Origin of the sequence: Actinosynnema mirum DSM 43827 (genome assembly GCF_000023245.1) — a bacterium.
GTDB classification, from domain to species: domain Bacteria; phylum Actinomycetota; class Actinomycetes; order Mycobacteriales; family Pseudonocardiaceae; genus Actinosynnema; species Actinosynnema mirum.
Genome location: NC_013093.1, coordinates 2,780,650 through 2,803,454, shown reverse-complemented (window position 1 = coordinate 2,803,454; position 22,805 = coordinate 2,780,650). Strand labels below are relative to the sequence as shown.

The 22,805-nt window shown below is 76.0% G+C and carries 13 protein-coding genes; 2 read left to right on the top strand and 11 right to left on the bottom strand.

What is annotated here, in order from left to right; all coding sequences use genetic code 11:
- Positions 1–214: 214 nt before the first annotated feature.
- Positions 215–955, top strand: a complete 741-nt coding sequence (locus tag AMIR_RS12535) for a matrixin family metalloprotease (protein WP_015801332.1) — start codon at positions 215–217, stop codon at positions 953–955.
- Here AMIR_RS12535 and AMIR_RS12530 read toward each other — a convergent pair.
- From AMIR_RS12530 to AMIR_RS12510, 5 genes are all read right to left on the bottom strand, one after another.
- Entirely contained in the window at positions 945–2,195 is a 1,251-nt protein-coding gene (locus tag AMIR_RS12530; RefSeq protein ID WP_118946061.1) for an RNA polymerase sigma factor, read from the bottom strand. The two genes, AMIR_RS12535 and AMIR_RS12530, sit on opposite strands and share 11 nt — an antisense overlap.
- A complete protein-coding gene (locus AMIR_RS12525; protein ID WP_015801330.1) occupies positions 2,192–2,560 on the bottom strand; it encodes a YciI family protein in 369 nt (122 codons plus the stop codon). Before AMIR_RS12525 ends, AMIR_RS12530 begins: the two co-directional genes overlap by 4 nt.
- 97 nt (positions 2,561–2,657) lie before the next feature.
- Entirely contained in the window at positions 2,658–3,203 is a 546-nt protein-coding gene (locus AMIR_RS12520; RefSeq protein ID WP_015801329.1) for a hypothetical protein, read from the bottom strand.
- Positions 3,204–3,363: 160 nt separating this feature from the next.
- The gene (locus AMIR_RS12515) at positions 3,364–3,828 is read right to left on the bottom strand and encodes a CHRD domain-containing protein (protein ID WP_015801328.1); all 465 of its coding nucleotides are present in this window, start codon (positions 3,826–3,828) and stop codon (positions 3,364–3,366) included.
- A gap of 89 nt (positions 3,829–3,917) precedes the next feature.
- On the bottom strand, positions 3,918–5,804 hold the full coding sequence (locus AMIR_RS12510) for a peptidoglycan recognition protein family protein (RefSeq protein ID WP_015801327.1): 1,887 nt from the start codon (positions 5,802–5,804) through the stop codon (positions 3,918–3,920).
- Between the two features lie 205 nt (positions 5,805–6,009).
- Here AMIR_RS12510 and AMIR_RS12505 point away from each other — a divergent pair, with 205 nt between their 5' ends.
- Positions 6,010–6,828, top strand: coding sequence for an SGNH/GDSL hydrolase family protein (locus AMIR_RS12505; protein WP_015801326.1), 819 nt, complete (start codon positions 6,010–6,012; stop codon positions 6,826–6,828).
- On the opposite strand, the gene AMIR_RS12500 is transcribed toward AMIR_RS12505, so the two are convergent.
- The 6 genes from AMIR_RS12500 to AMIR_RS12475 form a co-directional block, all read right to left on the bottom strand.
- Positions 6,812–8,599, bottom strand: a complete 1,788-nt coding sequence (locus tag AMIR_RS12500) for an ABC transporter ATP-binding protein (RefSeq protein WP_015801325.1) — start codon at positions 8,597–8,599, stop codon at positions 6,812–6,814. The genes AMIR_RS12505 and AMIR_RS12500 overlap by 17 nt on opposite strands.
- Positions 8,600–8,976: 377 nt before the next feature.
- Positions 8,977–10,119, bottom strand: a complete 1,143-nt coding sequence (locus tag AMIR_RS12495; RefSeq protein ID WP_015801324.1) for a glycosyltransferase — start codon at positions 10,117–10,119, stop codon at positions 8,977–8,979.
- Positions 10,116–10,949: an alpha/beta fold hydrolase gene (locus tag AMIR_RS12490; RefSeq protein ID WP_015801323.1), complete on the bottom strand. Its 834-nt coding sequence runs from the start codon at positions 10,947–10,949 to the stop codon at positions 10,116–10,118. The genes AMIR_RS12495 and AMIR_RS12490 overlap by 4 nt, the downstream gene beginning before the upstream one ends.
- A complete protein-coding gene (locus AMIR_RS12485) occupies positions 10,946–11,260 on the bottom strand; it encodes an acyl carrier protein (protein ID WP_015801322.1) in 315 nt (104 codons plus the stop codon). Before AMIR_RS12485 ends, AMIR_RS12490 begins: the two co-directional genes overlap by 4 nt.
- Positions 11,257–15,618 carry a type I polyketide synthase gene (locus tag AMIR_RS12480; RefSeq protein ID WP_015801321.1) on the bottom strand — a complete coding sequence of 1,454 codons (4,362 nt, stop codon included), beginning with the start codon at positions 15,616–15,618 and terminating at the stop codon, positions 11,257–11,259. The genes AMIR_RS12485 and AMIR_RS12480 overlap by 4 nt, the downstream gene beginning before the upstream one ends.
- Positions 15,615–22,775, bottom strand: a complete 7,161-nt coding sequence (locus tag AMIR_RS12475; protein ID WP_015801320.1) for a type I polyketide synthase — start codon at positions 22,773–22,775, stop codon at positions 15,615–15,617. The genes AMIR_RS12480 and AMIR_RS12475 overlap by 4 nt, the downstream gene beginning before the upstream one ends.
- Positions 22,776–22,805 lie beyond the last annotated feature (30 nt).

Sequence of the window (22,805 nt, the reverse complement as noted above, 5' to 3'; positions counted from 1 at the left end):
GGCGGCACGGCGTAGCGCGCGGGATCACGTGCTCCCGCGCACGTGTTTAGAAGAGGGCCGGACACCCCGCTGAATACCACCGCCTTCGGCTTCCCGAAGACGGGACCGCCCGCTCGGGAAAACCTGTTCCGCACCCGAACCGGGACCCCGCGCGCACCCGGCGGATCCGAACGTTGTCGCCGTCGGCACGGCGAACGCGCGGAGGACCAGTCAGATGCGGATCATCCACAAGGCCCTCGTCGGCGCGCTGGTGGCGCTCGCCGCCGCGCCGCTCGCGCTGGTCCCCGCGCGGGAGACGGTGCTCGTGGCCGCCGAGGCGATCCTGGCGGGCCGGAAGCTGACCACGTCCGGGTCGGTGGCGTGCACCGAGACCGGGTACGAGCGCCAGGCGTGGAAGCTGAGCGCCGCGTACACCTGGTACTACAACGGCGGCGCCGCGCCCGGCAGCGTGAAGTCCACCGCGCTCGCCGCGATCACCGCCGCGACCGGCAACGCCGCCTCGGGCGCGAACCGCTGCGGCAAGACCGGCACCGCCGCCGCGCAGCAGAGCTACGCGGGCGAGACCACCAAGCTGTCCGCGCAGGTCGACTCGTACGGGCGCTGCCGGGGCAACGACGGCAAGTCGGTCACCTCCTGGGGCGCGATGCCCGGCAGCATCCTGGCGATGACCTGCACGTACTACCGCAGCACCGGGGTCGTGATCGCGTCCGACACGCTGATCAACACCGCGAACACCTGGTTCACGACGATCCCGGCGAACTGCGCGAACGCGTTCGACCTCCAGTCCACGATCACCCACGAGCGCCTGCACACGCTGGGCCTGGCGCACGTGAGCCAGTCCGCGAACCCGACCGCGACGATGAGCCCGAACAACGCGCCGTGCAACACCGAGAAGCGGCTGCTCGCGCTGAGCGACTGGACGGGGCTGACCCAGCTCTACGGGGTCAAGAAGTAGTCGCCCCCGTCACCCCGGCGGGCACCCCGGCGGTCGCCACCCCGAGCAGCCGCCGCCTGAGGTGCCGCTGCTCGGCGAGGTTCGTGGTCACCGCGATGGCCCGCCGGTACGCGTCCGCCGCCTCCCCCGCGCGCCCGGCCTGCTCCAGCACGTGGGCGCGCACGGCGTCGAGCCGGGGCAGCCGGGGGTGCTCGGCCGCGAGCGCGTCCAGCTCGCCCAGCGCGACCGCGCTCCCGTCCACCACCGCCTGCGCCACCACCCGGTTGAGGGTGATCGTCGGGTTCCCCCGCCCGGTCACCGCCTCCAGCACCCGGTACAGCGCCAGCACCTCGCCCCAGTCCGTCGCCTCCGCGCTGGCCGCCTCGGCGTGCAGCGCCGCGACGCACGCCTGGAGCAGGTACGGGCCGGGCCGGGCGCCCCGGACCGCGCGGTCGACCAGCGCGGCGCCCTCCCGGATCAGGGACCGGTCCCAGAGGGCGCGGTCCTGCTCGTCCAGCGGCACCAGGGCGCCGTCCGGGCCGACGCGCGCCGGGTGCCTGGCCTCGGTGAGCAGCATCAGCGCGAGCAGCCCGGCGACCTCCGCCGACGACGGCACGGCGCGCAGCAGCAGCCTGGCCAGGCGGATCGCCTCGGCCGCCAGGTCGGCGTCGCGGGGCGGCGCGCCGGTGGTGGTGTGGTGCGCCTCGGTGAACATCACGTACAGCACGTCGAGCACCGGGGTCACCCGCTCGTCGGCGGGCCCCGGCGGCGGCAGGCCCAGCTCGGCGACCTTGCGCTTGGCGCGGGTGATCCGCTGGGCGATGGTCGGCTCGGGCAGCTGGTAGACGTTCGCGATCCGCGCGGTGCTCAGCCCGGCCACGGCCCTGAGGGTCAGCGCGACCTGGCCCGAGCGGGGCAGGCCGGGGTGGCAGCACATGAGGAGCACCAGCAGCGAGTCGTCGTCCTGCCCGGCCTGCGGCGGCTCCGGGGCGAGCAGGGCCGCGCGCGCCTCGCGCGAGCGCCGCCTGGCGTCCCCGCGCGCGTGGTCGGCGTACCGGCGGCGGGCCACCGCGACGAGCCAGGCCAGCGGGTCGTCGGGGAAGCGCCCCGGCCACTGGCGGTGCGCCTGGAGCAGCGCCTCCTGGACGGCGTCCTCGCACAGGTCGAACCCGGCGCGGCCGTGCGCGCGCAGCAGCCTGGCGAGGGCCTGCGGCGCGAGGTCGCGCCACAGGCCCTCGGCCACCGGGGTTCCGGCGCTCACGCGTCGCCGAAGTCGGAGAACATCACCGGGCGCAGTTCGAGGGCCAGTCCGGGGATCCGCGCGTCCGGGATGCGCTTGGCCAGCTCGACGGCCCTGGCCTCGTCCTCGACGTCGACCAGGTAGTAGCCGCCGAGGAACTCCTTGCTCTCGGCGAACGGGCCGTCCGTCACCTCGGGCCCGTCGGCGCCGGGGCGGATCACCTTGGACCGGCTCCGGTCGGCCAGCGCCTGGGTGCCGACGAACTCGCCGCTGGCCTTGGTCTCGGCCATGAACGCGGCGTGCCCCTCCTGGATCTCGCGCTGCTGCTCCCCGGTGAGCTGCTCCAGCACCGCCGAGTCGATCTGCATCATGATCAGGTACTTCACCGTTCGGCCTCCTCGTGGTGGACCACCCGTGCGGCAGTCCACCACGAGGTCGCCGCCGAACCGCCGGGCACGACACCTCGCGCCCGACGATCTCGGCTCAGCAGTTCCGCAAGCCGGTGACGATCCCCCACACCACCCCGTACCGCTGCCACGAGGGCGCGGCGGGCATGTGCCAGCTGGAGCCGCCGACGAAGTACATGGTCGAGCGGGTGCCGGGGGTCTGGTTGTCCTGCCAGGAGCCGACGCTCAGCCACGGGACGTGCTGCCACGCGCAGGAGTACAGGGCGAGGCTGGAGCCCTGGCCGTCCTCGCGCTCGTAGGCGCAGAACCAGCCGAAGTCGACCCACCCGTTCCGGCAGTGGTCGACCTGCCCCGGCAGCGACCGCGACCGCTCCTCGCCGGGCACGGCGACGGTGAGCACCGCCCCGTCGCGCTCGACGCGGTTCGCGGCCACCTGTCTGCCGCCCCACCGCGCCAGGTAGCCGTCCACCTCGGCCTGCAACCGGCCGGTCTGCTCCGCGCTCAGCCCGGACGCCCTGGCCTGGACCGCGAAACCGGCCGCCGCCGAGGCGGTGGGCGCGGCGCCCAGCCCCAGCAGCAGCAGGAGAACCCCGACGACCGCGAACCTGCTCCTCGGTACCACCGCACCCCCAACCGGAGGGCGACGGCCGGGGCCGTCACCGCTAGCGAGGACGGCGCCGCTGGTGGCGCCGGCAATTCGGACCGTAGCAAGCAGCGGAGGGCTACGTGGTGACACCTTCAGGTGTACATCCATTGCGACTGAATGGATTACCGCGCGCAGGTCAGACGCCGGAGCGGAGTTGACCGCGCAGCGCGCCGCCGGGGAAGTCCTCGTCGTGGACGGTGATGTGGAACCGCTCCGGGAAGTCCTCGATCTCGCGCACCAGCTCGACGTCCAGGTCGAAGCAGCGGGTGAACACCGCCTCCCCGCGCGGCGGTTCCAGCGACAGCAGCAGCGGCCCGTTCCGCCCCGCCGCGCCCCGCCGCAGCTGGACGTCGGTGGGCGGCAGCACGCGGCGCAGGTTCACCGTCGCGCACAGCTCGCCCTCGGCGGAGTCGTCGCGCAGGCGCAGCTTCGCGCTGCCGTCGCCGTCCTCGTCGCCGGGGCCGGGCACCACGTCGGCGCCCGCCAGGTCGGCCCGGCGGTGCGTCCACCCGGCGTCGGCCTGGGCGGCCCCGAGCGGCGCCAGCGCGGTCAGTGCCAGTGCCAGCGCCGCCGGGGCGGCCAGTCTGCTGGAGAGAGCCACAACGTCCTCCACGGGTGGGGGCTTTCCGGTCTGCCGAAGCTAGACCGTTCGGCGCAACCGGTTCACCCCCTACACCCGTGCGGGTGAGGTCACCAGACCAGGCTCAGGTCCACGTCGGCGGCCCGCACGTACGCGACCCGGTGCCCGAGGAAGACCTGGTGGTACCGGTCCTGCCCGCTGACCACCACGTGCGGCCCGTCCCAGGTCTGCGCGAAGTAGTAGTCCACCGGCGGGTCCACGTCGCCGACCACGTAGCGCTGCCCGGCGGGCATCGCGTACTGGAGCGGCAGCACCGACTGCGGCGGCGCCCCGGTGCCCGCGTACGCCGCCTGTTCGGGGTACGCGCGGCCGTAGACGGGGACCTGCGCCAGGCCCGGTTTGGGCGTGACGACCAGCGCGGGCCCGGACGGCCTGCCGTGCCGGGGCTCGGGGGTGCGGAACCAGGACTTCTGCCCGAGGTACCAGATCGCGGTCCACCCGTCGCGCCGCTCGGCGACCGCGAACCGCTGCCCGGCGTCGATCCTGGCCCCGATGTCGCTGACCGCGCGGGTGCTCGGCGAGCCGTCCGGGCGCAGGCCGACGTCGGCGACGAGCGGGGCGTCGCCTGCGGGCTCGGTGTGCAGCAGCAGCGAGGTGGAGCCGCGCGACGGGCAGTCCACGCCCGCGCTCTCGCAGCCGGTGAAGCGCGGCCGGTTGGTGGCGAAGTCCGGGTTCGGCGTGACCACGCCGGAGTGCGGGGCGCCCCAGGTGGGCAGCGGCGCGCCGAGCAGGTCGAAGTAGTGCGACCAGTCCCAGTAGGGACCGGGGTCCCAGTGCATCCCGGCGACGGTTCCGGGCGTGGTGCCGGGGACGTTGTCGTGGCCGAGGATGTGCGCGCGGTCGAGCGGCACGTCGTACCGGTCGGCCAGGTAGCGCACCAGGCGGGCCGAGTTGCGGTACATGGCCTCGGTGTACCAGCTGCCCTGCGCGGCGTAGCCCTCGTGCTCGATGCCGATGGCGTGCGAGTTCACGAACCAGTTGCCCGCGTGCCAGGCGACGTCCGAGTTCTCCACGTGCTGGGCGACGTGCCCGTCGCGGGAGCGGATCGTGTAGTGCCAGCTGACGTACGTGGGGTCCTGGACGAGTTCGAGGGTCTGCTCGTACGAGGTCTCGGTGTCGTGGATGACGATGTAGTCGATCGACAGGTCGTTGGGGCGGTCGGCCTGGTCGTGGTTGCCGTACGCGCCGGGGTCGGTCGGGTCGTAGTTCTCGTACGGCGCGGGCACCCACTCGCAGCCGAGCCGGGCGGGGCACTCGGCGCCCGCGCGCGGCTGCGGCAGGCCGAGCGCGTCGAGCGCGGCGGTGTCCGGGCGGACGTCGGGGTGCGCGGCCAGGGTGGTGGTGTCGCCGGTGTCGGTGACGCGGGTGGCGCCGTCGCGGACGACCTCGTAGACGTCGTCGGCGAAGCGGCGGGCGGTGGCGTCGTCGTCGGCGCCGCTGTAGCGGGCGACGGCGGCGTACCAGGAGCCGAGGTCCTCGCCGGCGTCGCCGCGCAGCGAGGCGAGCAGGGCCGCGCCGCCGCGGATGTTCTCCCGCCGGTCGGTGCGCAGCCGCGCGGGGTCCTGGTCGGTCAGCTCGGCGGCCCGCGCCAGGGTGCCGGGGCGTCCGGCGGCGGGGTCGGCGTGGCCGTCGACGCCCAGCGGCCGGGACGGGTCGCCCCTGGGGTCCTCGGCGTCGTGGTGCTCCCCCGGTTCGGCGGGGACGGCGTCGGTGAGGTGCATCGGCCCGTAGCCGCCCGCGCGGCTGGGCGAACCGGCGTGCGAGTCCCAGCGGGAGCCCAGGTAGGCGACGCCGAGGAGCACCGGCTCCGGGACCCCGAACTCGCGCGCGGCCTCGGCGTAGTCGGCGTTGCCCGACGCGGCGAAAGCGTTGCCGGGCGCGGTGACCAGGCCGGTGACGAGCAGTGTTGCGGCTAACGCGGCGGTGGCCGGTCGCATGGTCGTCCTCCGTTCTCGGACCGCCAAGCTTCCACCCCGCGCCCACCGTGTGTAAACAGGCTTCACCTGCGGGTCACCGCCGCGTCGTCGATTGCGGTAAAAGAAATTCACCACATATACGACATTGTGGGGTATTCCTCACAAGCGCGCGCTGTTACCCATTGAGAGGTCCCCTGCTTCCCTCCTCACCGGAGAGGCCACCCCCATGCGCGCACCTCGGGCCCTGATCCCCGTTCTGCTGGCGCTGCTGGCGAGCACGCTGCTCGCCGCACCCGCCAACGCCGCCGCGGGCAAGTACGTCGCGCTCGGCGACTCGTACACCACCGGTCCCGGCACACGCACCTACGACAACCCCAACGACCCCTGCCGCCGTGGCCCGCTGTCCTACCCCCGGCTGTGGGCGGCGGCCAACCCCGGCACCGCGTTCGTGGAGGCCGCCTGCTCCGGCGCGGAGACCACGGAGGTGCTGGCGAACCAGGTGCCGCTGCTGACCCCCGACACCACGCTGGTGAGCGTGCAGGTGGGCGGCAACGACATCGGGTTCACCGACGTGCTGGTGACCTGCATCCTCACCCTGGACGACCGGGACTGCGTGAACCGGGTCGAGCAGGCCAAGCAGATCGCGAGCACGACCATGTCGGCGAACCTGACCCGGCTGTACGCGGCGGTGCGCGCGGCGGCGCCGTCGGCGAAGGTCGTGGTGGTCGGCTACCCGAGGCTGTACACGATCGGCGGCAACTGCGGGATCTTCGGGCTCAGCGACACCGAGCGCGCGTCGCTGAACTCGGCCGCCGACACGCTCGCGACGGTGATCTCGGCGCGGGCGGCGGAGGCCGGGTTCACGTTCCTGGACGCGCGGCCGGTGTTCAACGCGCACACCCTGTGCTCCACCGGGACGAAGTGGGTGACCAGCCTGGAGTGGGACAAGATCAACGAGTCCTACCACCCGAACCCGGCCGGCCACCGCGACGGCTACCTGCCCGCGCTGCGGCAGGCGTTCGCCGGGGTCACCGCGCTGGCATAGCCTCACCGGGGGCGTCCGCCCGTCCGGACGCCCCCGCTTCCCCCGCGAGGAGCTGGGTCGTGGCCAGTTCGCGGTAGAGGTCGTCCCCTCGCACCAGCTCGGCGTGCGTCCCGCTGGCCCTGACCCTCCCCTGCTCCAGCACCACGATCCGCTCCGCGTCGGTGACCGTGGACAGCCGGTGCGCGATCAGGATGACCGTGCAGCCCAGCGCGGCCCGGTCGACGGCCTCGCGCAGGGCGGTCTCGTTGCGGGCGTCGAGCTGGGCGGTGGCCTCGTCCAGCAGGAGCACGCCGGGGCGGCGCAGCAGGGCGCGGGCGATGGCCAGGCGCTGCCGCTCGCCGCCGGACAGCGCGACGCCGCGCGTGCCGACCTCGGTGTCCAGGCCGCGCTCCAGGTCGTCCACGAAGGACTTCAGCATGGTGACCCGCAGTACCCGGTCGACCTCGGCGTCGGTGGCGTTCGGCTCGGCGTAGAGCAGGTTCTCGCGCAGGGTCCCGGCGAGCACGGGCGCGTCCTGCTCGACGTGGGCGATCGTGGCGCGCAGGTGCGCCCTGGGGATGGTGGTGATGTCGACGCCGTCCAGCAGGATCGTGCCCGAGTCCGGCTCGACGAACCGCTGGAGCAGCGCGAACGAGGTGGACTTGCCCGCGCCGGACGGTCCGACGAGCGCGGTGCGGGCGCCGGGGTCCGCGGTGAACGAGACTCCGCGCAGGGCCTGGGCGCGGCCTGGATGGGCGAACCCGACGTCCCGGAACTCCACCGAGGGCGGCGCGGTCCGGGTGGTCTCGGGCACCGGCAGGTCGACGTCGTCCTCCACCGGCATGGCGGCGACCTCGTGGATGCGGCCGACCGCGCCGAGTCCCTGCTGGAGCGCGCTGAGCCCGCCGACGAGCGCGGCGAGCGGCGCGGCCAGCGAGAAGACGTAGAGCAGGAACGCGATCAGGTCCGGCGCGGTGAGCCCGCCGGCGGCGACGAGCGCGCCGCCGACGCCGAGGACCGCGAGGAACGCGCCCTGCACGGCCACCCCGGTCAGCACCTTCACCACCGCGACGTGCCTGGCCCCGCGCAACCCGGCCAGGTAAGCGCTCTCCACGGCGGCGTTGGCGCGCTCGGTCTCCCTGGCCTCGGCGCCGTTGGCCTTGACCGTGCGGGCCGCGCCCAGCACCCGGTCCAGGGCCGCGCCGATCGCGCCGACGGACGACTGCGCGCGGGCGACGGCGGCCCGGATTCGCGGCAGGACCACGAGGAGCAGCAGCGCGACGGTCAGCAGCACGCCCAGGGTGACCGCGAGCAGACCGGCGTGCAGCACGCCCATGATCACGACGGCGCCGAGCGCGGTGATCAGGCCGTTGGCGACCATGACCAGGCCCTCGGTGGCGGCGTTCTGCAGCAGGGTGCTGTCGGCGGTGACGCGGGCGGCGAGGTCGCCGGGCGGGCGGCGGTCGAGCTCGGGGACGCGCAACCGGATCAGCCGGTGCACCAGGTCGCGGCGGACCTCGCGCACGACGCGCTCGGCGGTGCGCTGCTGCCACCAGGACTGGAGGCCGGTGAGCAGCGCGCCGACCACGACCAGCGCGGCCAGCAGCAGCACCGGGCCGAGCACCCCGCCGTCGCCGCCGAGACCGGACAGGACGTCGCGGGCCACCAGGGGTTGGGCGAGACCGGTGGCGCTGGCGACGAGGACCAGGGCGAGGCTGGCGAGCAGGACGCCCCGGTGCGGGCGGGCGTAGGCCAGCAGCACGCGCAGCGCGCCGGGGGTGGGGGCGGTCATGGGCGGGCTCCACGGGGTGAGGCGGGCGTGGGGGAGACGAGGGCGGGCACGGGGGCGGGCCTGGGAAAAGCGTTGGCGGGGCGGGGTTCCGGGCGGGCCTGAGACGGCGGGCGGCGGTCGGGCGGGTCTGGCGGCGGGCTCGGTCAGCGACTAGGGCGGCCGACTCGGGCGGCCGAGTCGGGCGGCGGGCGTGGAGCGCGGGCGCGGTGATGTGGGGCTCCGGCCTCCGGAGCGGACAGCGGGACGGCCTGGTCGAGCGGTGTGGGCGGGTGGCCGGGGCGGAGGGGTTCCGGCGGCCGGACCGGCTGGTGGGGTCGGACGCCGGGACGGGTGGCGCGCCCGGCGGGGCAGGGGGTTCCGCCGGGCGCGCCGGGCGGTCAGCGGGCGACCGCGATCAGGTGGTCGGCGGCGGCGCCCGCGCCACCGGCCGCGCGGAAGCTGTCCCCGATGGCGCGGGCCGCGTCCCGGTGCCCGCCCGCCGGGTCGAGCACGGCGTCGACGGCCTTGCCGATGGCCTCGGCGCCCGCGCGGGCGAACCGCAGCCGCAGCCCGGCCCCGGCGTCGACCACCTGCGCGGCGACGAGGGGCTGGTCGTCGCGGATGGGCGCGAGCACCAGCGGGACCCCGTGCCACAGCGCCTCGCACACCGTGTTGTGCCCCGAGTGGCACACCACCGCCGCGCAGCGCGGGAGCAGCTCCAGCTGCGGGACCCGGTGCCGCACCAGGACGTTGTCGGGCACCGGCCCCAGCTCGCCGCCGGGGTCGACGACCACCGCGCGCACCCCCGGTCGGTCCGCGAACGCCTCGGCCGCCGCGCGCAGGAACCGCCCGCCCACGCCGGTGTTGGCGGTGCCGAGGCTGACCAGCACCACCGGCCGCCCGTCCAGCTCCGCCCACGGGAACTCCACCCCCGGCCTCGGCTCCCCGAGCGCGGGCCCGACCAGGTGCAGCCCCGGCCGGTCCACGGGCCCGGCGAGCGCGGCCGTGGTGAACGCCAGCACGCCGTGCTCCGGGTAGCGGGGATCGTTGCGCGCCAGCGGGTTCCCGTGCCGCTCGCGCAGCGCGGCGAGCAGCGCGTCGACCCAGGCGGCGACCTTCGGCATGGACGCCAGCGGGTCCACCAGCTCCGCCGACGTGGAGGCCGACCCGACGCACGGCACCCCGCGCCGCTCGGCCACCAGCGCCCCGGCGACCGCGTGCTGGTCGGACACCACCACGTCCGGCTCGAAGGCGTCGACGGCGGCGGCCACGCCGGGCGCCATCGCGTCGGCCAGCGGCACGAAGAAGTCCCGCCACAGGAACTGGAACGCCGACGGCCCGGTCAGCCCGGCCGGTCGCTCCACCGGGGCGTCCTCGGGAACCGCGCAGGGGAACACCGGTTCCCGCACGAGCGCGCCGAGCAGCTCGCCGTGCCCGGCCCAGGCCACCCGGTGCCCGCGCGCCACCAGCTCGCGCGCCACCCCGGTGAGCGGGTTGACGTGCCCGACCAGCGGTGGCGCGACGAACAGGAACCGGCTCACCCGGCGATCCCGGAAGCAGCCGGGGCCGTGGCCGTGACGGGCAGCTCCCCGCCCGCGTCGTGCAGGCTCAGCACCCAGTCCAGCACCAGCTCGCGCACCTCGTGCGGGCGCTCGATCAGCACCGAGTGGCCCTGCTCGGCCAGCACCTCGGTGCGGAACCCGCGCGCCCGCAGCTCGGGGACCTGCGCGGCCAGCCCGGACTCGTCGCCGAACACCGCGAGCATCGGCCTGCCGATCTCCTCCAGCCCGCCGATGACCCGGCTGCGCGGCACGTCGGCGGCCAGCGTCGTGGACTGCAGGATCTTGTTGGCCCCCTTGGACAACCGGGCGGTGTGCCCGCCGTGGTTGGCCTCGATCCACGCGATGGCCTCGGGGTGGCGCAGCTTGTCGTGCGCGTCGGCGAGGCCCTCGGCGATGTGCCCGGTCCAGGCGCGGGTGGGCGGCTCGGACTCCAGCATGGTGATGCCCGCGACCAGCTCCGGGTGCCAGGCCGCGAGGGCGCAGGCGATGGTGCCACCGAAGGAGTTGCCCACCACGTGCACGGGCCTGCGCTCGCCGAGCGCGTCGAGCAGCCCGACGAAGTCGTCGGTGAAGTCCTCCAGGCGGTAGCCGGTGGCGGGCCGGTCGCTGCGGCCGTGCCCGCGCAGGTCGTACATCACCACGTCCACGCCCGCCGCCGCGAACGCCGGGCCGAGGGTGAAGTAGTAGCTGGCGAGGCTGTCGGTGAGCAGCCCGTGCACGAACACCACGACCGGCGCGCCGGGATCGCCCCCGGCGGCGGGGAGCAGCTGGACGTGCGTGGTGACGTCCCCGGTGGCGAGCCTGCTCACGGCGCCTCCCGCAGCGCGGCCACGACGTGGTCGACCAGCCTGCCCACGGTCAGCGCGATGATCTCGTCCAGCTCCAGGTCCGCGACGAACTCGGCGAAGTTGACCCGGTCGCCGTAGTGCTCGCGCAGCGCGGCGGACAGCGTGACGAGGTCGATGCTCTCCATCTCCAGGTCGCCGTGGAAGGTCGAGTCGCGGGTGATCTCCGCGTCCTCCAGGCCGTAGTCGCCCAGCACCACGCGGAGCATCCCGCTGATGTCGGCCAGCACGGTGTCCGCGTCGGCGGCGCGCCCGGTCGTCGTCCCGCTGCTCATGCCCTGTCTCCCGTCCATGCGACCACGTACCGGCGTTCGGGCAGTCCCGGCGGGTTGGCGGTGTCGCGCAGCCGCACGGCGAACGCGCGGCCGTCGACCTCGACGCGCGCGGCGTCCTCGGTCGCGGCGACCACCCGGAAGGCGCGCGGCCTCCCGCCCAGCCCGGTGCCCAGCGCCTTCCCGACGGCTTCCTTTGCCGCCCAGAACCTGGTGAACCAGTGCGCGCGCTCGCCGGGGAGCCCGGCGAGCAGCGCGAGTTCGGCCTCGTCGCAGGCCGCGTTCTCGGTGCCGCGCGGCCGTTCCTCGACCACCTCGACGTCCACGCCCAGCTCGCCGCGCCCGGCCAGCGCCACGCCGACCTCGCCCGCGTGGGCGAGGGACACGGCGACGCCGCGCGGGTCGAACCCGTGGACGCCGCGCACCAGCGGGCGTCCGGCGTCGTCGTTGCGCACGGCGAGCTCGGCGGGGTAGACCTCGCCGTCGCCCTCGCGCCAGAGCACGGTGCGGGCGGCGTCCTTGGCGGCGATGCGGCCGAGGAGCCAGTGCCTGCGGCGGTGCGGCGGCTGGGCGGTGTAGTCGGCGCGCTCGGCGCCGCCGAGGACGTTGCGCATGACCAGCTCGCGGGTGGCGAGGTCGGGCCAGCGCTCGTGCACGAGGGCGAGGTTCCCGTCCACCGTGGACAGCGTGTGCCTGCCGGGCCAGCGGTCGACCAGGCGGATGCCGGGGTCGGTGTCGAAGCGGCGGTCGGCCCAGCCGGTGAAGCGCGCCCACACCCGGCCGTCCGCCGACAGCTCGGCGTCGGCGGTGACCCCGGTCGGGGTGACCTCGGTGATGCGGACGTGGCAGTGCAGCGGGCCGTCCGGGCGCGGGCCGTGGAAGGCGATGTGCCGCATCCGCACCGGGAACACGGTGGTGCGCTCGGGCAGCTCGGTCATCACCCAGTAGCCGAAGACCTGGCCGACGTTGTCGAGCAGCGCGCCGGGGGCGGTCAGCGGGGCGATCGTGCCGCGCACGTGCCGCTCGCCCACCGCGATCAGGTCGGTGACGCCCTGGAAGCGGGGGCCGTGGAACATCCAGCGGTCGCCGTAGAAGCGCTCGGCGGTGAGGTCGGGGACGCGCTCGGGCCGGTCCAGCGGCCACGGCTCGGGCGCGGCGGGGTGCTGGTCGGCCAGCTCGACCTCGGCCTGCGAGCAGCCTTCGAGGACGACCCTGATCCGGTTGGGGGACAACGGTTCCACCCGGACGGCGACCTCGGTGGCCGGTTCGGCGACGATCCACTGCAGGAGCCGGACGTCGTGCACGGCCACGGCGCGCTTGCCGGGCGCGGCGCGCTCGGCCAGCTCCATCAGGTGGGTGATCACGGTGGTGGCGGGGACGACGGGCCAGCGGTCGGCGTCGTCGGGCCAGCCCTCGCGCTGGCGGAAGAAGCAGTGGTCGATCAGGTGGGGCATGGTGGCGAGGTCGAACCTGATCGAGGTCGGGACGTCGGCAGGCGGTGGCGTGACCTGCGGTGGCGCGGCCGGGAACCGCTGGGGCGCTGCGGTTCCGCCCGCGCGGGTGATCCGCGCGGCGGCGTCGGCGGTCTCGCGCAGCAGCGCGGTCAGCTCGGCCGCCAGCGGGCCGTCGCCGAGGTCGAGCCCGCGCGCCGGGGCGGCGGGCACGAGCGGGGCGCGCTGCTCCAGCGGCAGGGACACCAGCGCGCCGCCGAGGTCGAGCTTCACCGGGGTCCGCCGCCGCTCCGGAACCCCGTTGGCGGACAACGACCTGGCGGGCAACGACCTGGCGGCCGACGGGTTCGCGGGCGGCCTCACGTCCAGCAACGGCGTCACGTCCGGGTCCGCGCCGTGCGCCCACAGCGCGGTCACCACCCGCCGCAGCTGGGCCAGCCCGCCGTGCGCGGACACCACGAGGTGCTCGTCGGCGGAGAGCCCGTCCGCGACCAGCGACCCCAACTGCCCCGCGCCGAGCTGCACGAACGCGCGGAACCCCGCGTCGTGCATGGCCCGCACCAGCGGCCGGAACCGCACGGGCTCCAGCAGGTGCCGCACGAACAGCGCGCGCACCTCGTCCGGTTCGGCGGGGAACGGGGACGCGGTCGTGGCGGACCAGACCGGCACGCGCGGCGGGTGCAGGGTGAACCGCGCCGCGCCGTCCCGGATCGGGCCGAGGTAGGGCTCCAGCATGGGCGTGTGGAAGCCGGAGCGGAACGGCAGCACCCGGCTGATCACGCCACGGCCGCGCATCACCGCGACCACGGCCTCCACCTCGGCCTCCGGTCCGCACACCATGGACTGGCTGGGCGCGTTGTCGTGGGACAGCACGACGTCCGGGTGCCCGGCCAGCAGCGGCACGACCTCGTCGGCCGAGGCGCCGAGCACCGCGAACACCACGCCGGGCACCTGGAGCGAGGCGGGGTCGAAGCCGTCGAGGAACGCGTCGACCTCCTCGGCGGAGTGGATGCCGCCGACCGCCATGGCGGTCCACTCCCCCACGCTGTGCCCGGCGACGGCGTCCGGTCGCACGCCCACCCGGCGCAGGGCCGCGTCGAGCAGCCTGCCGACCTGGAACACGGCGGCCCCGTGGCCGCCGACGTCGCCGACGCGGGCCCCGGTGTCGCGCCAGGGCAGGCCGAAGCGGGCGGCGACGTCGGCCACCTCGGGGGTGAACTCGGCCTCCAGTCCGGGGAACAGGAACGCGGTGCGCCCGCCGAGCGGGGTCGGGGTGAACCAGATGTCGCTGCGCCCGCGCCACGGCGCGCCCTTGGCGACGGCGCGGCGGGCGAGCGCGAGCTTGCGGTCGGTGGGGTCGACGATGCCGACGCGGCAGGGCAGGTGGGTGCGCTCGGTCTCGGCCAGCGAAACCGGGTTGTCCAGCAGTGCCAGGAGTTCCGCCGGGGTGCGGGCGGCCAGCCGCAGCACGCGGGTCGGTTCCACGACCTCCACCGGGCCGGTCCTCCCGTTGGCGCGCAGGGGTTCCTGGAGCACGACGTGCGCGTTGATGCCGCCGAACCCGAAGGCGTTGACCCCGGCCCGCCGCACCCCGTCGCCCTCCCACGCCCTGGCCCGGCCGATCGGCGCGAACCTGGTGGCCTCCAGCGCCGGGTGCGGGTCGTCGCAGTGCAGGGTGGGCGGCAGCACCTTGTGGTGCAGGGCGAGCGCGGCCTTGACCAGCCCGGCGACGCCCGCCGCGGGCATGGTGTGGCCGATCATGGACTTGACCGAGCCGAGCACCGCGCGCGGCCCGTCCGCCGGGCCGAACACCTCGGCCAGGGTCGCCAGCTCCGCGCCGTCACCGGCGGGCGTGCCGGTGCCGTGCGCTTCGAGGAGCCCGATGGCGCCGGGCGCGCGCGGGTCGAGCCCCGCGGCGTCCCAGGCCTGCCGCACGGCCCGCGCCTGGCCCTCCTGCGCGGGGTTGAGCAGGCTCGCGGAGCGGCCGTCGCTGGCCACGCCCGTCCCGGAGATGACCGCGTACACCCGGTCGCCGTCGCGCTCGGCGTCCGCGAGGCGCTTGAGCACGACCACGCCGGTGCCCTCGCCGATCAGCACGCCGTCCGCGTCGCGGTGGAACGGCCGCACCCGCTGGCTGGGCGAGAGCGCGCCGAGCTGGCTGAACACGCTCCACAGCGTGATGTCGTGGCAGTGGTGCACCCCGCCCGCCAGGACCACGTCGCAGCGGCCGGTGGCCAGCTCGCGCACCGCGTGGTCCACGGCCACCAGCGACGAGGCGCAGGCGGCGTCGACGGTGTAGGCGGGGCCGCGCAGGTCGAGCCGGTTGGCCACGCGGGACGCGGCCAGGTTCGGCACGAGCCCGATCGCGGCCTCGGGGGCCTCGGGGCCGAGCTGCTCGGTGAACGACGCCCGCACCCGCTCCAGGCGGGCCTCGTCCAGCTCCGGCACCAGCTCGCGCAGCGTGGTGACGAGCTGGGTGGCGGTGCGCACCCGCTGGTCCAGCCGCACCAGGCCGGGCGTGAGGTAGCCGCCCCTGCCCAGCACCACGCCGACGCGCCGCCGGTCGGCGGGCAGCGCGGACTCGCCGCCCGCGTCGGCGATGGCGTCGGCGGCGACCTGGAGCGCGATCAGCTGGTCGGGTTCGGTGCCGGGCACCGAGCGCGGCATGACGCCGAACCCGGCCGCGTCCACGGCGGCGTCCACGAACCCGCCCCTGCGGCAGTAGACGCGGTCGGCGCGGCGGGTGCCGTGCGCGGCCGGGTCGTAGAAGCCGGGGTCCCAGCGGTCCGGCGGCACCTCGGTGATGGCGTCCACGCCGCCGACGATGTTGCGCCAGTAGGAGTCCAGGTCCGGCGCGCCGGGCAGCAGCACGGCCATGCCGGTGATGGCCACCTCGGTCACGCCGGTCACCAGCCCGAGGCGGTGTAGACGACGGCGTGCCGGTCGTCGGCGCCGTAGGCCAGCTCGCGCAGCAGGCTCAGCGGGCCCTCGTCGGGGTCGATGAGCGCGATGCCGCGCGCCGCGTAGGAGCGCATCAGCTCCGGCGTGACCATGCCGCCACCGGCCGCCGCCCACGGTCCCCAGTGGACGGTCAGGCCGCGCCTGCCCGGCTTGCTCCAGCGGCGGGCCAGCTCCTCCAGCGCGTCGTTGGCGGCGGCGTAGTCGCACTGGCCCCGGTTGCCCAGGGCTGCGGCGATGCTGCCGAACAGGACGGCGTGGCGGGGCGGTTCGGGCAGGGTGTCGACGGCGTCCAGGAGGGTGCGGGCGCCGTCGACCTTGGTGCCGAAGACGCGGCGGAACGACTCGACGCTCTTGTCCGCCACCAGCTTGTCCTCGATGACGCCCGCCGCGTGCACGACGGCGTCGAGGCGGCCGTGCTCGTCGTGGACGCGCTTCACCGTGGTGCGCAGGGCTTCCGCGTCCAGGACGTCCACGGCGTGGTAGCGGGCCTCGCTGCCCAGGCCGGTCAGCTCGGCGAGGGTGGCGCGGACCTCGCGGGCGGCCAGCGCGGCGCTGACGGCGCGCTCGACCTCGGCGGGCGAGGTCATGCCCCGGCTCAGGAACGCGCCGCGCAGGGCGGTGCGGTCGGTGGCGGCGGCCAGGTCCGGGTCCTCGGGGCCCGAGGGCAGCGGGGTGCGGCCGACGAGTTCGAGGCGGCAGCGGGAGGCGGCGGCGAGGGTCTTGGCGAACCGGGCGGTGATGCCGCGCGCGCCGCCGACCAGCAGCACCACGGCGTCCCGGTCCAGCCCGGCGGCGAGCGCCTCGGCCGTGCCGTCACCGGCCGGTCCGGCGCCGGAGGAGGCGACGGGACCGAGGTCCTCGAAGGCGAGTTCCAGCGCGTGGCGGGAGTTCCCGCCGTGCAGGACCACGGGGTGGCCGGACGGGGTGGTGATCTCGGCGGCGATCGCGGCGACCGGGTCGGCGGACTCCAGGAGCGCGCAGGGCAGGTCGGGGTACTCGCGGGCGAGGGTGCGGAAGAAGCCGCGCAGCCCGGTGACCGAGCCCTCGCCGCGCCGGTCCACGGCGAGCAGGGCGGTGGGGCCCGCGGTCAGGATGGCCTGGAAGCGCGGGAACTCCTCGGGCAGCGGCGGTTCCGCCGGGTCGAGCGCGCCGAGGTGGACGACGACCGCGCCCGCGGGGGTGCTGGTCAACGTCGCGCCGAGGGCGGCGAGGCGGGCGGGGATCTCGCGGTCCGCGCCGGTGAGCTGCTCGACGCCGACGAGGTGCACGCGCGCGCCGGTCAGGTCCGTGGTGGCCGGGAGGGGCAGGGGGACCTCCCGGAACACCAGGCGCTTGGGGGCGATGACGGTGGCCTCGGCGGGGGTTGGGGCGGCGGCCGGGGCGCCGCCCCGCGCGGCGGACAGCACGCCGGTCGATGCGGCGGCAGGCGCGCCGGTCGACGGGGCGGGCGCGCCGGCGGCCGTGACGGCGGTCAGCGCGGCAGCCGGGGTTGCGGAAGTCGTTGCCGCGCCGGGGATCGCGGCGGACGCGGCGCCGGTGATCAGCGCGGCGATCGCGGCGGCGGTGCGGGCCGCGCTCAGCTCCTCCACCCGCGAGCCGTCGCCGACGTCCAGGCCGAGCCTCGTCGCGACCTCGCCCGCGATCTCGGCGCGCTTGATCGAGTCCACGCTCAGGTCGGCCTCCAGGTCCAGCTCGGGCTCGACCATCTCCACCGGGTAGCCGGTGCGCTCCGCGACCACCTCCACGATGGTGCGCAGCACGTCCGGCCCGCTCGCCACCACCGCCGCGACCGCGACGGGCGCGACGGGAGCCGCGTCCGGGAGCCGGGTGCGCAGGGCGTCGGCGAGCGCGCCCGCGGTGCGGGCGGCGGCGAGGTCGTCCAGTCCGCTGTCCGCGTCGAGCGCGAGCCCGAGCTTCTGGGCCAGCTCGCCCGCGATCTCCACCCGCTTGATGGAGTCCACGCTCAGGTCGGCCTCCAGGTCCAGGTCCGGCTCGACCATCTCCACCGGGTACCCGGTGCGCTCCGCCACGACCTCCACGACCGCGCGCAGCACGTCCACCACCGGCGCGGACCGGACCACCGCCACGGCCGCTTGCGCCACAACTGCTTGTTCCACAACGGGTCGCGCCACGGCGGCGGCGGTCACCGGTTGCGCGACCTGGTGCAGCACGACGGGTGCGGGCACTCCGGCCGCGCCGAGGTAGGTCAGCAGCACGTCCCGCTGCGCGGAGATCATCTCGCGGCTGGTGCGCAGGAACTCCGCCACCAGCGCGTCGGGCGTTCCGGTCTGCTGCTGGGCCTGCTGCTCGGGCACGATCAGCTCCGCGGTGACTCGGTGGGCGGGGCGCAGCGCGCCGGGCTGGATGCTCCCGTCGGCGCGCCGCACGAGGTGGCCGTCCACGGTCCAGCCGGGGACGGGTGGCGCGTCGGCCGGGTCGACGGCGTCGCGACCGCGCACGAGCGGTCCGGCGAGCACGTCCGCGCCGGACACCGCGAGCACGGCGAGCGCGGTGAGGAACCCGGTGAGCCCGCCGTCGAGGGTGACGACGCGGTGCGGCCGGTCGCCGAGCACGGCGCGGACCAGCCCGCGCAGCACCCGGCCGGGCCCGACCTCCACGAACACGCGGGCCCCCGCGTCGTGCATGGCCTCCAGCTGCTCGGCGAACCGCACGGGCGCGCCGATCTGGGCGGCCAGCTCGGCGCGCACGGCGTCCGCGTCGGCCGGGTAGGGCGCGGCGGTGCGGTTGGCCCACACCGGGATCTCGGGCGCGCGCAGCGGCATCGTGTCCAGCACCCGCCTGAACCCCTCCCCCGCGCCCGCGACGAGCGGGCTGTGGAAGGCGCAGGCGACCGGGATGGCCTTGGTGCCGAGCTTGGCCGCCCGCAACCGCTCCTCGGCCTCGCGGATGGCGGCGGTGGGCCCGGAGAGCACGGTCTGCTTGGGGGAGTTGCGGTTCGCGGCCACCACGGGCAGCCCGTCGACCAGCCGCTCGACCACGTCGGCGGGCGCGGTGACCGCGACCATCGTGCCGGGGTCGCCGGAGCGCACCTGGTCCAGGATGGCCTCGGCGCGGGCTGCGCTGGCGGTGAGCAGGTCGGCCGGGGTGAACACGCCCGCCGCGGCGAGCGCGGCCAGTTCGCCGTAGCTGTGGCCCGCGACCAGGTCGGGGCGGACGCCGAACGTCGCGAGCAGCTCGGTGGCGGCCAGCTCCACGACGCCGAGCGCGGGCTGCGCGGTGGCCGTGTCGGTGACGCGCTCCCGTTGCAGTGCGGCGGTTTCCTCGTCGAACGCGGTGGGCGGGTACATCGCGTCCGCCCAGCGGGCGCCCAGGCGAAGGTGGTCGTGCAGCTCGGGGAACGCGACGAGCAGCTCGGCGAGCATCCCCGGCTTCTGGCTCCCCTGGCCGGGGAACAGGAACGCGAGCTTGCCCGGTTCGGCGGCGTCGGCGGTGAACACGCCCTCGGCGTCGGTCCCGGCGATCTTCGCGCGCAGCTCGGCCACGCTGCCCGCGAGGATCGCGGTGCGCACCGGTTCCCCGCGCCCGGCGGCGACGTCGGCCCGCGCCGCGGCGAACCGGGCCAGGTCGCGCAGCCGCGCGCCGGGGTGGCGGTCGGCGCGCTCGACGATCGCAGCCCCGGAGTCGTTGCCGCGCAGCAGGAACAGCTCGACCGGCCACTCCTGGAGCGCGTGCCGGGCGGGCGGCTGGTCGTGGGCGCGCAGGACCACGTGGAAGTTGGTGCCGCCGAAGCCGAACGCGCTGACGCCCGCGACGCGGTCGGCGGGGTCGGCTGCCCACGGGCGGGCGGCGGAGTGGAAGGCGAACGGGCTGGTGTCGCGGTCCCACGCCGGGTTCGGCCTGGTCAGGTGCAGGGTCGGCGGGGTGACGCCGTGGTGCAGCGCGAGCGCGGTCTTGATCAGCCCGGCCAGGCCCGCCGCGCACTTGGTGTGGCCGATCTGGGACTTGACCGAGCCGACGGCGCACGAGCCGGGCCGTGCGCCCGCCTCGGTGAACACCTCGGTGAGAGTGCGCAGCTCGGTGCGGTCGCCGACGACGGTGCCGGTGCCGTGCGCCTCCACGAGGCCGACCTGCGCCGGGGAGATCCCGGCGGCGCGGTAGGCGCGGGTGAGGGCGGCGCGCTGGCCCTCGGGGCGCGGGGCGGTGAGGCCGAGGGCGCGGCCGTCGCTGGCGCTGCCGACGCCGTCGACGACCGCGTAGACCCGGTCGCCGTCGCGCTCGGCGTCCTCCAGGCGCTTGAGCACGACGCAGGCGACGCCCTCGCCGAGCGCGATGCCGTCGGCGGCGTGGTCGAACGTGGCGGAGCGACCGCTGGGCGACAGGGCGTGCACGGAGGCGAACATGAGGAAGTCGTTGATGCCGTTGTGCAGGTCCGCGCCGCCGCACAGCACCAGGTCGCTGCTGCCGGTGACGAGCTCCTTGCAGGCCACGTCGACGGCGGTGAGCGAGGAGGCGCAGGCGGCGTCGACGGTGTAGTTGGCGCCGCCGAGGTCGAGCCGGTTGGCGACGCGGCCCGCGATGACGTTGGCGAGCACGCCGGGGAACGAGTCCTCGGTGAGCTTGGGCAGCTGGGCGTCGAGCGCGGGCGGGACGGAGCCGAGGTAGGCGGGCAGGGTGGTGCGCAGGGTGGTGGCGCCGGACAGGTCGCTGCCGGACTCCGCGCCGAACACCACGGAGGTGCGGGAGTGGTCGGTGCTCGCGTGCGGGTAGCCCGCGTCGACCAGCGCCCTGCGGGAGGCTTCGAGCGCGAGGAGCTGCACGGGTTCGACGGCGCCGAGGGAGGCGGGCGGGATGCCGTAGGCGAGCGGGTCGAACCCGATGGGCGGCAGGAAACCGCCCCACTTGGACGGGGTGCGCTCGCCGTCGCCGTCCGGGTCGTAGTACAGCTCGGGGTCCCAGCGCTCCGGCGGGACCTCGGTGACGCTGTCGCGACCGGCGAGGACGTTGGCCCAGAAGGACGGCAGGTCGGGTGCGCCGGGGAACATGCAGGCCATGCCGACGACGGCGACGCGCAGCGGCTTCGGCTCGGGGGCGGTGCGGCGCGCGGTGGCGGCGCGGACGCTCTCCCCGCGCTCGGCCAGGTGCGCGGCGGAACCGGCGGTGACGTCGGCGTGCAGGGCGGCGATCGTGGTGGTGGCCGAGCGCAGCACGCTGACCTCGCCCGCCATGAACATGCCCTCGGCGGCCTGCCGGTCGTGGTCGACGTCGCGCAGCTCGTCGCCGACGCGCTCGACGCCCTTGCTGGCCACGCGCAGGCGGCCGACGTTGAACCGCTCCAGGCGCTCCCACGCCTCCCGGTCGGGGACGCCGTCGCGGGCGAGGTCGGCGCGCAGGGCGGCGAAGTCGCCGGTGAAGCCGCTGGCGACGCAGCGGGTGGCGTGGCCGGGGGCGGTCTGGAGCAGGTCGGTGCGGGTGGCGGTGACCACGTGCCGCTGGAAGACCTCGCCGATCGCCCCCGCGTCGACGGCCTCGGCGGTGAACAGGTAGGCGGTGCCCATGAGGACGCCGACCTCCACGCCCGCCCGGACCAGCGGTGCGGCGAGCGCGGCGACCATGGCGGCCGAGCGCGCGTCGTGGACGCCGCCCGCGAAGAGCACGGCCGTTCCCGCGCCCGCCCCGTGCTCCAGGAGGACGTCCACTTGGGACTCCCAGAGCGGGAAGCTGTTGCGGGGCCCCACGTGCCCACCGCACTCGGCGCCCTCGAACACGAACTTGCGGGCGCCCGCCGCGAGGAACTGGCGCAGCAGACCGGGTGAGGGGACGTGCAGGAAGGTGGAGACGCCCTTGGCCTCCAGCGCGGCGGCCTGCGCGGGACGGCCGCCCGCGATGATGGCGTGGCTGGGCCGGACCTCCTCCACGACGGCGAGCTGCGCGGCCCGCACGTCCTCGGCGGCGAACCCGAGGATGCCGACGCCCCAGGGCTTCCCGCCGAGCTGAGCGCGGGTGCGTTCGAGCAGGGCGCGGGTCTGGTCGGCTCCGGAGAGCGCGAGGGCGACGAACGGCAGCCCACCGGCGTCGGCGACGGCGGCGGCGAAGGCGGGGCTGTCGCTGACCCGCGTCATGGGGCCCTGGACGACGGGGAGGGCGGTGCCGAGAGCGCTCTCACGTTGCAGGGCCGGGGGTTCCGCGGACGAGCGCGCGTCCGGCCGGTCGCCGGGCGGGGTGGTGGCGGTCGACGCTGTTCCGGCCCCCTGCGGGTTTTCCGCCCGCGCCTCCCCCGCCGTCCGCAACGCGCTCTGGTCGCCGAGCAGCGCGGTGCGGGCGGCGTCGTCGGCGAACGCGCCGGTGATCGCGTCGCGCACCCCGCGCACGGCGGCGGCGACGGTGGGCCAGCGGCGGGGGAACGCGGTGGCCAGCGCGACGTCCTGCCCGACCGGCAGCAGCCCGCGCGCCGGGTCGTGGTGCAGCAGCGCGGCGGGGTCCTCGGGCAGCGCGGTGGCGCCCGGCCCGCGCCGGTGCAGGAAGTGGACGCCTTGGTGCACAGCGGTTTCCGACCCGTCGAGCCCGCGCAGCGCCTCGGTGGTCGCGACGGGCAGGCCCGCGTCGTCGTACAGCGCGAGCTGGGTGTCCAGCAGCACGCCCGCCGCGCCGCCCGCGACGGCGGCGGCGGCGGTGTGCGGCCCGATGCCGCCCGCGGCCCACACCGGGACGTCGCGGACCTCGGCGAGCAGCTGCTGGAGCAGCACGAACGTGCTCAGCTCGCCGACCCGCCCGCCGGACTCGCGCCCCCTGGCGACGAGCCCGACCGCGCCCGCCGCGAGCGCGGCGCGGGCTTCGGCCAGGTCGGTGACCTCGACGAGCACCTCGCGGTCGGCGAACTCGGCCGGCGAGCGCGCGGGGTCGGCCAGCAGCACGACCTCGGCGGCCTCGGGCAGCGCGGGCACGACCGAGTCCGGCCGCACGCGCACGCCGAAGCGGCCCGGTGTCCAGCGGGCGGTGTCCGCGAGCGCGCGGACGGCCCCGTCCACGTCGGCGGGCAGCTCCAGGACCGCGAGCGCACCGGCGCGCGCGGCGGCGGCGGTGAGTCGCGGCGCGGACCGGTGGACCGGGTTGAGCGCGATGACCAGTTCCGAACGAACCACTCGCATGAACGTCTCCCGGCACGGCGAGTAGGCGAC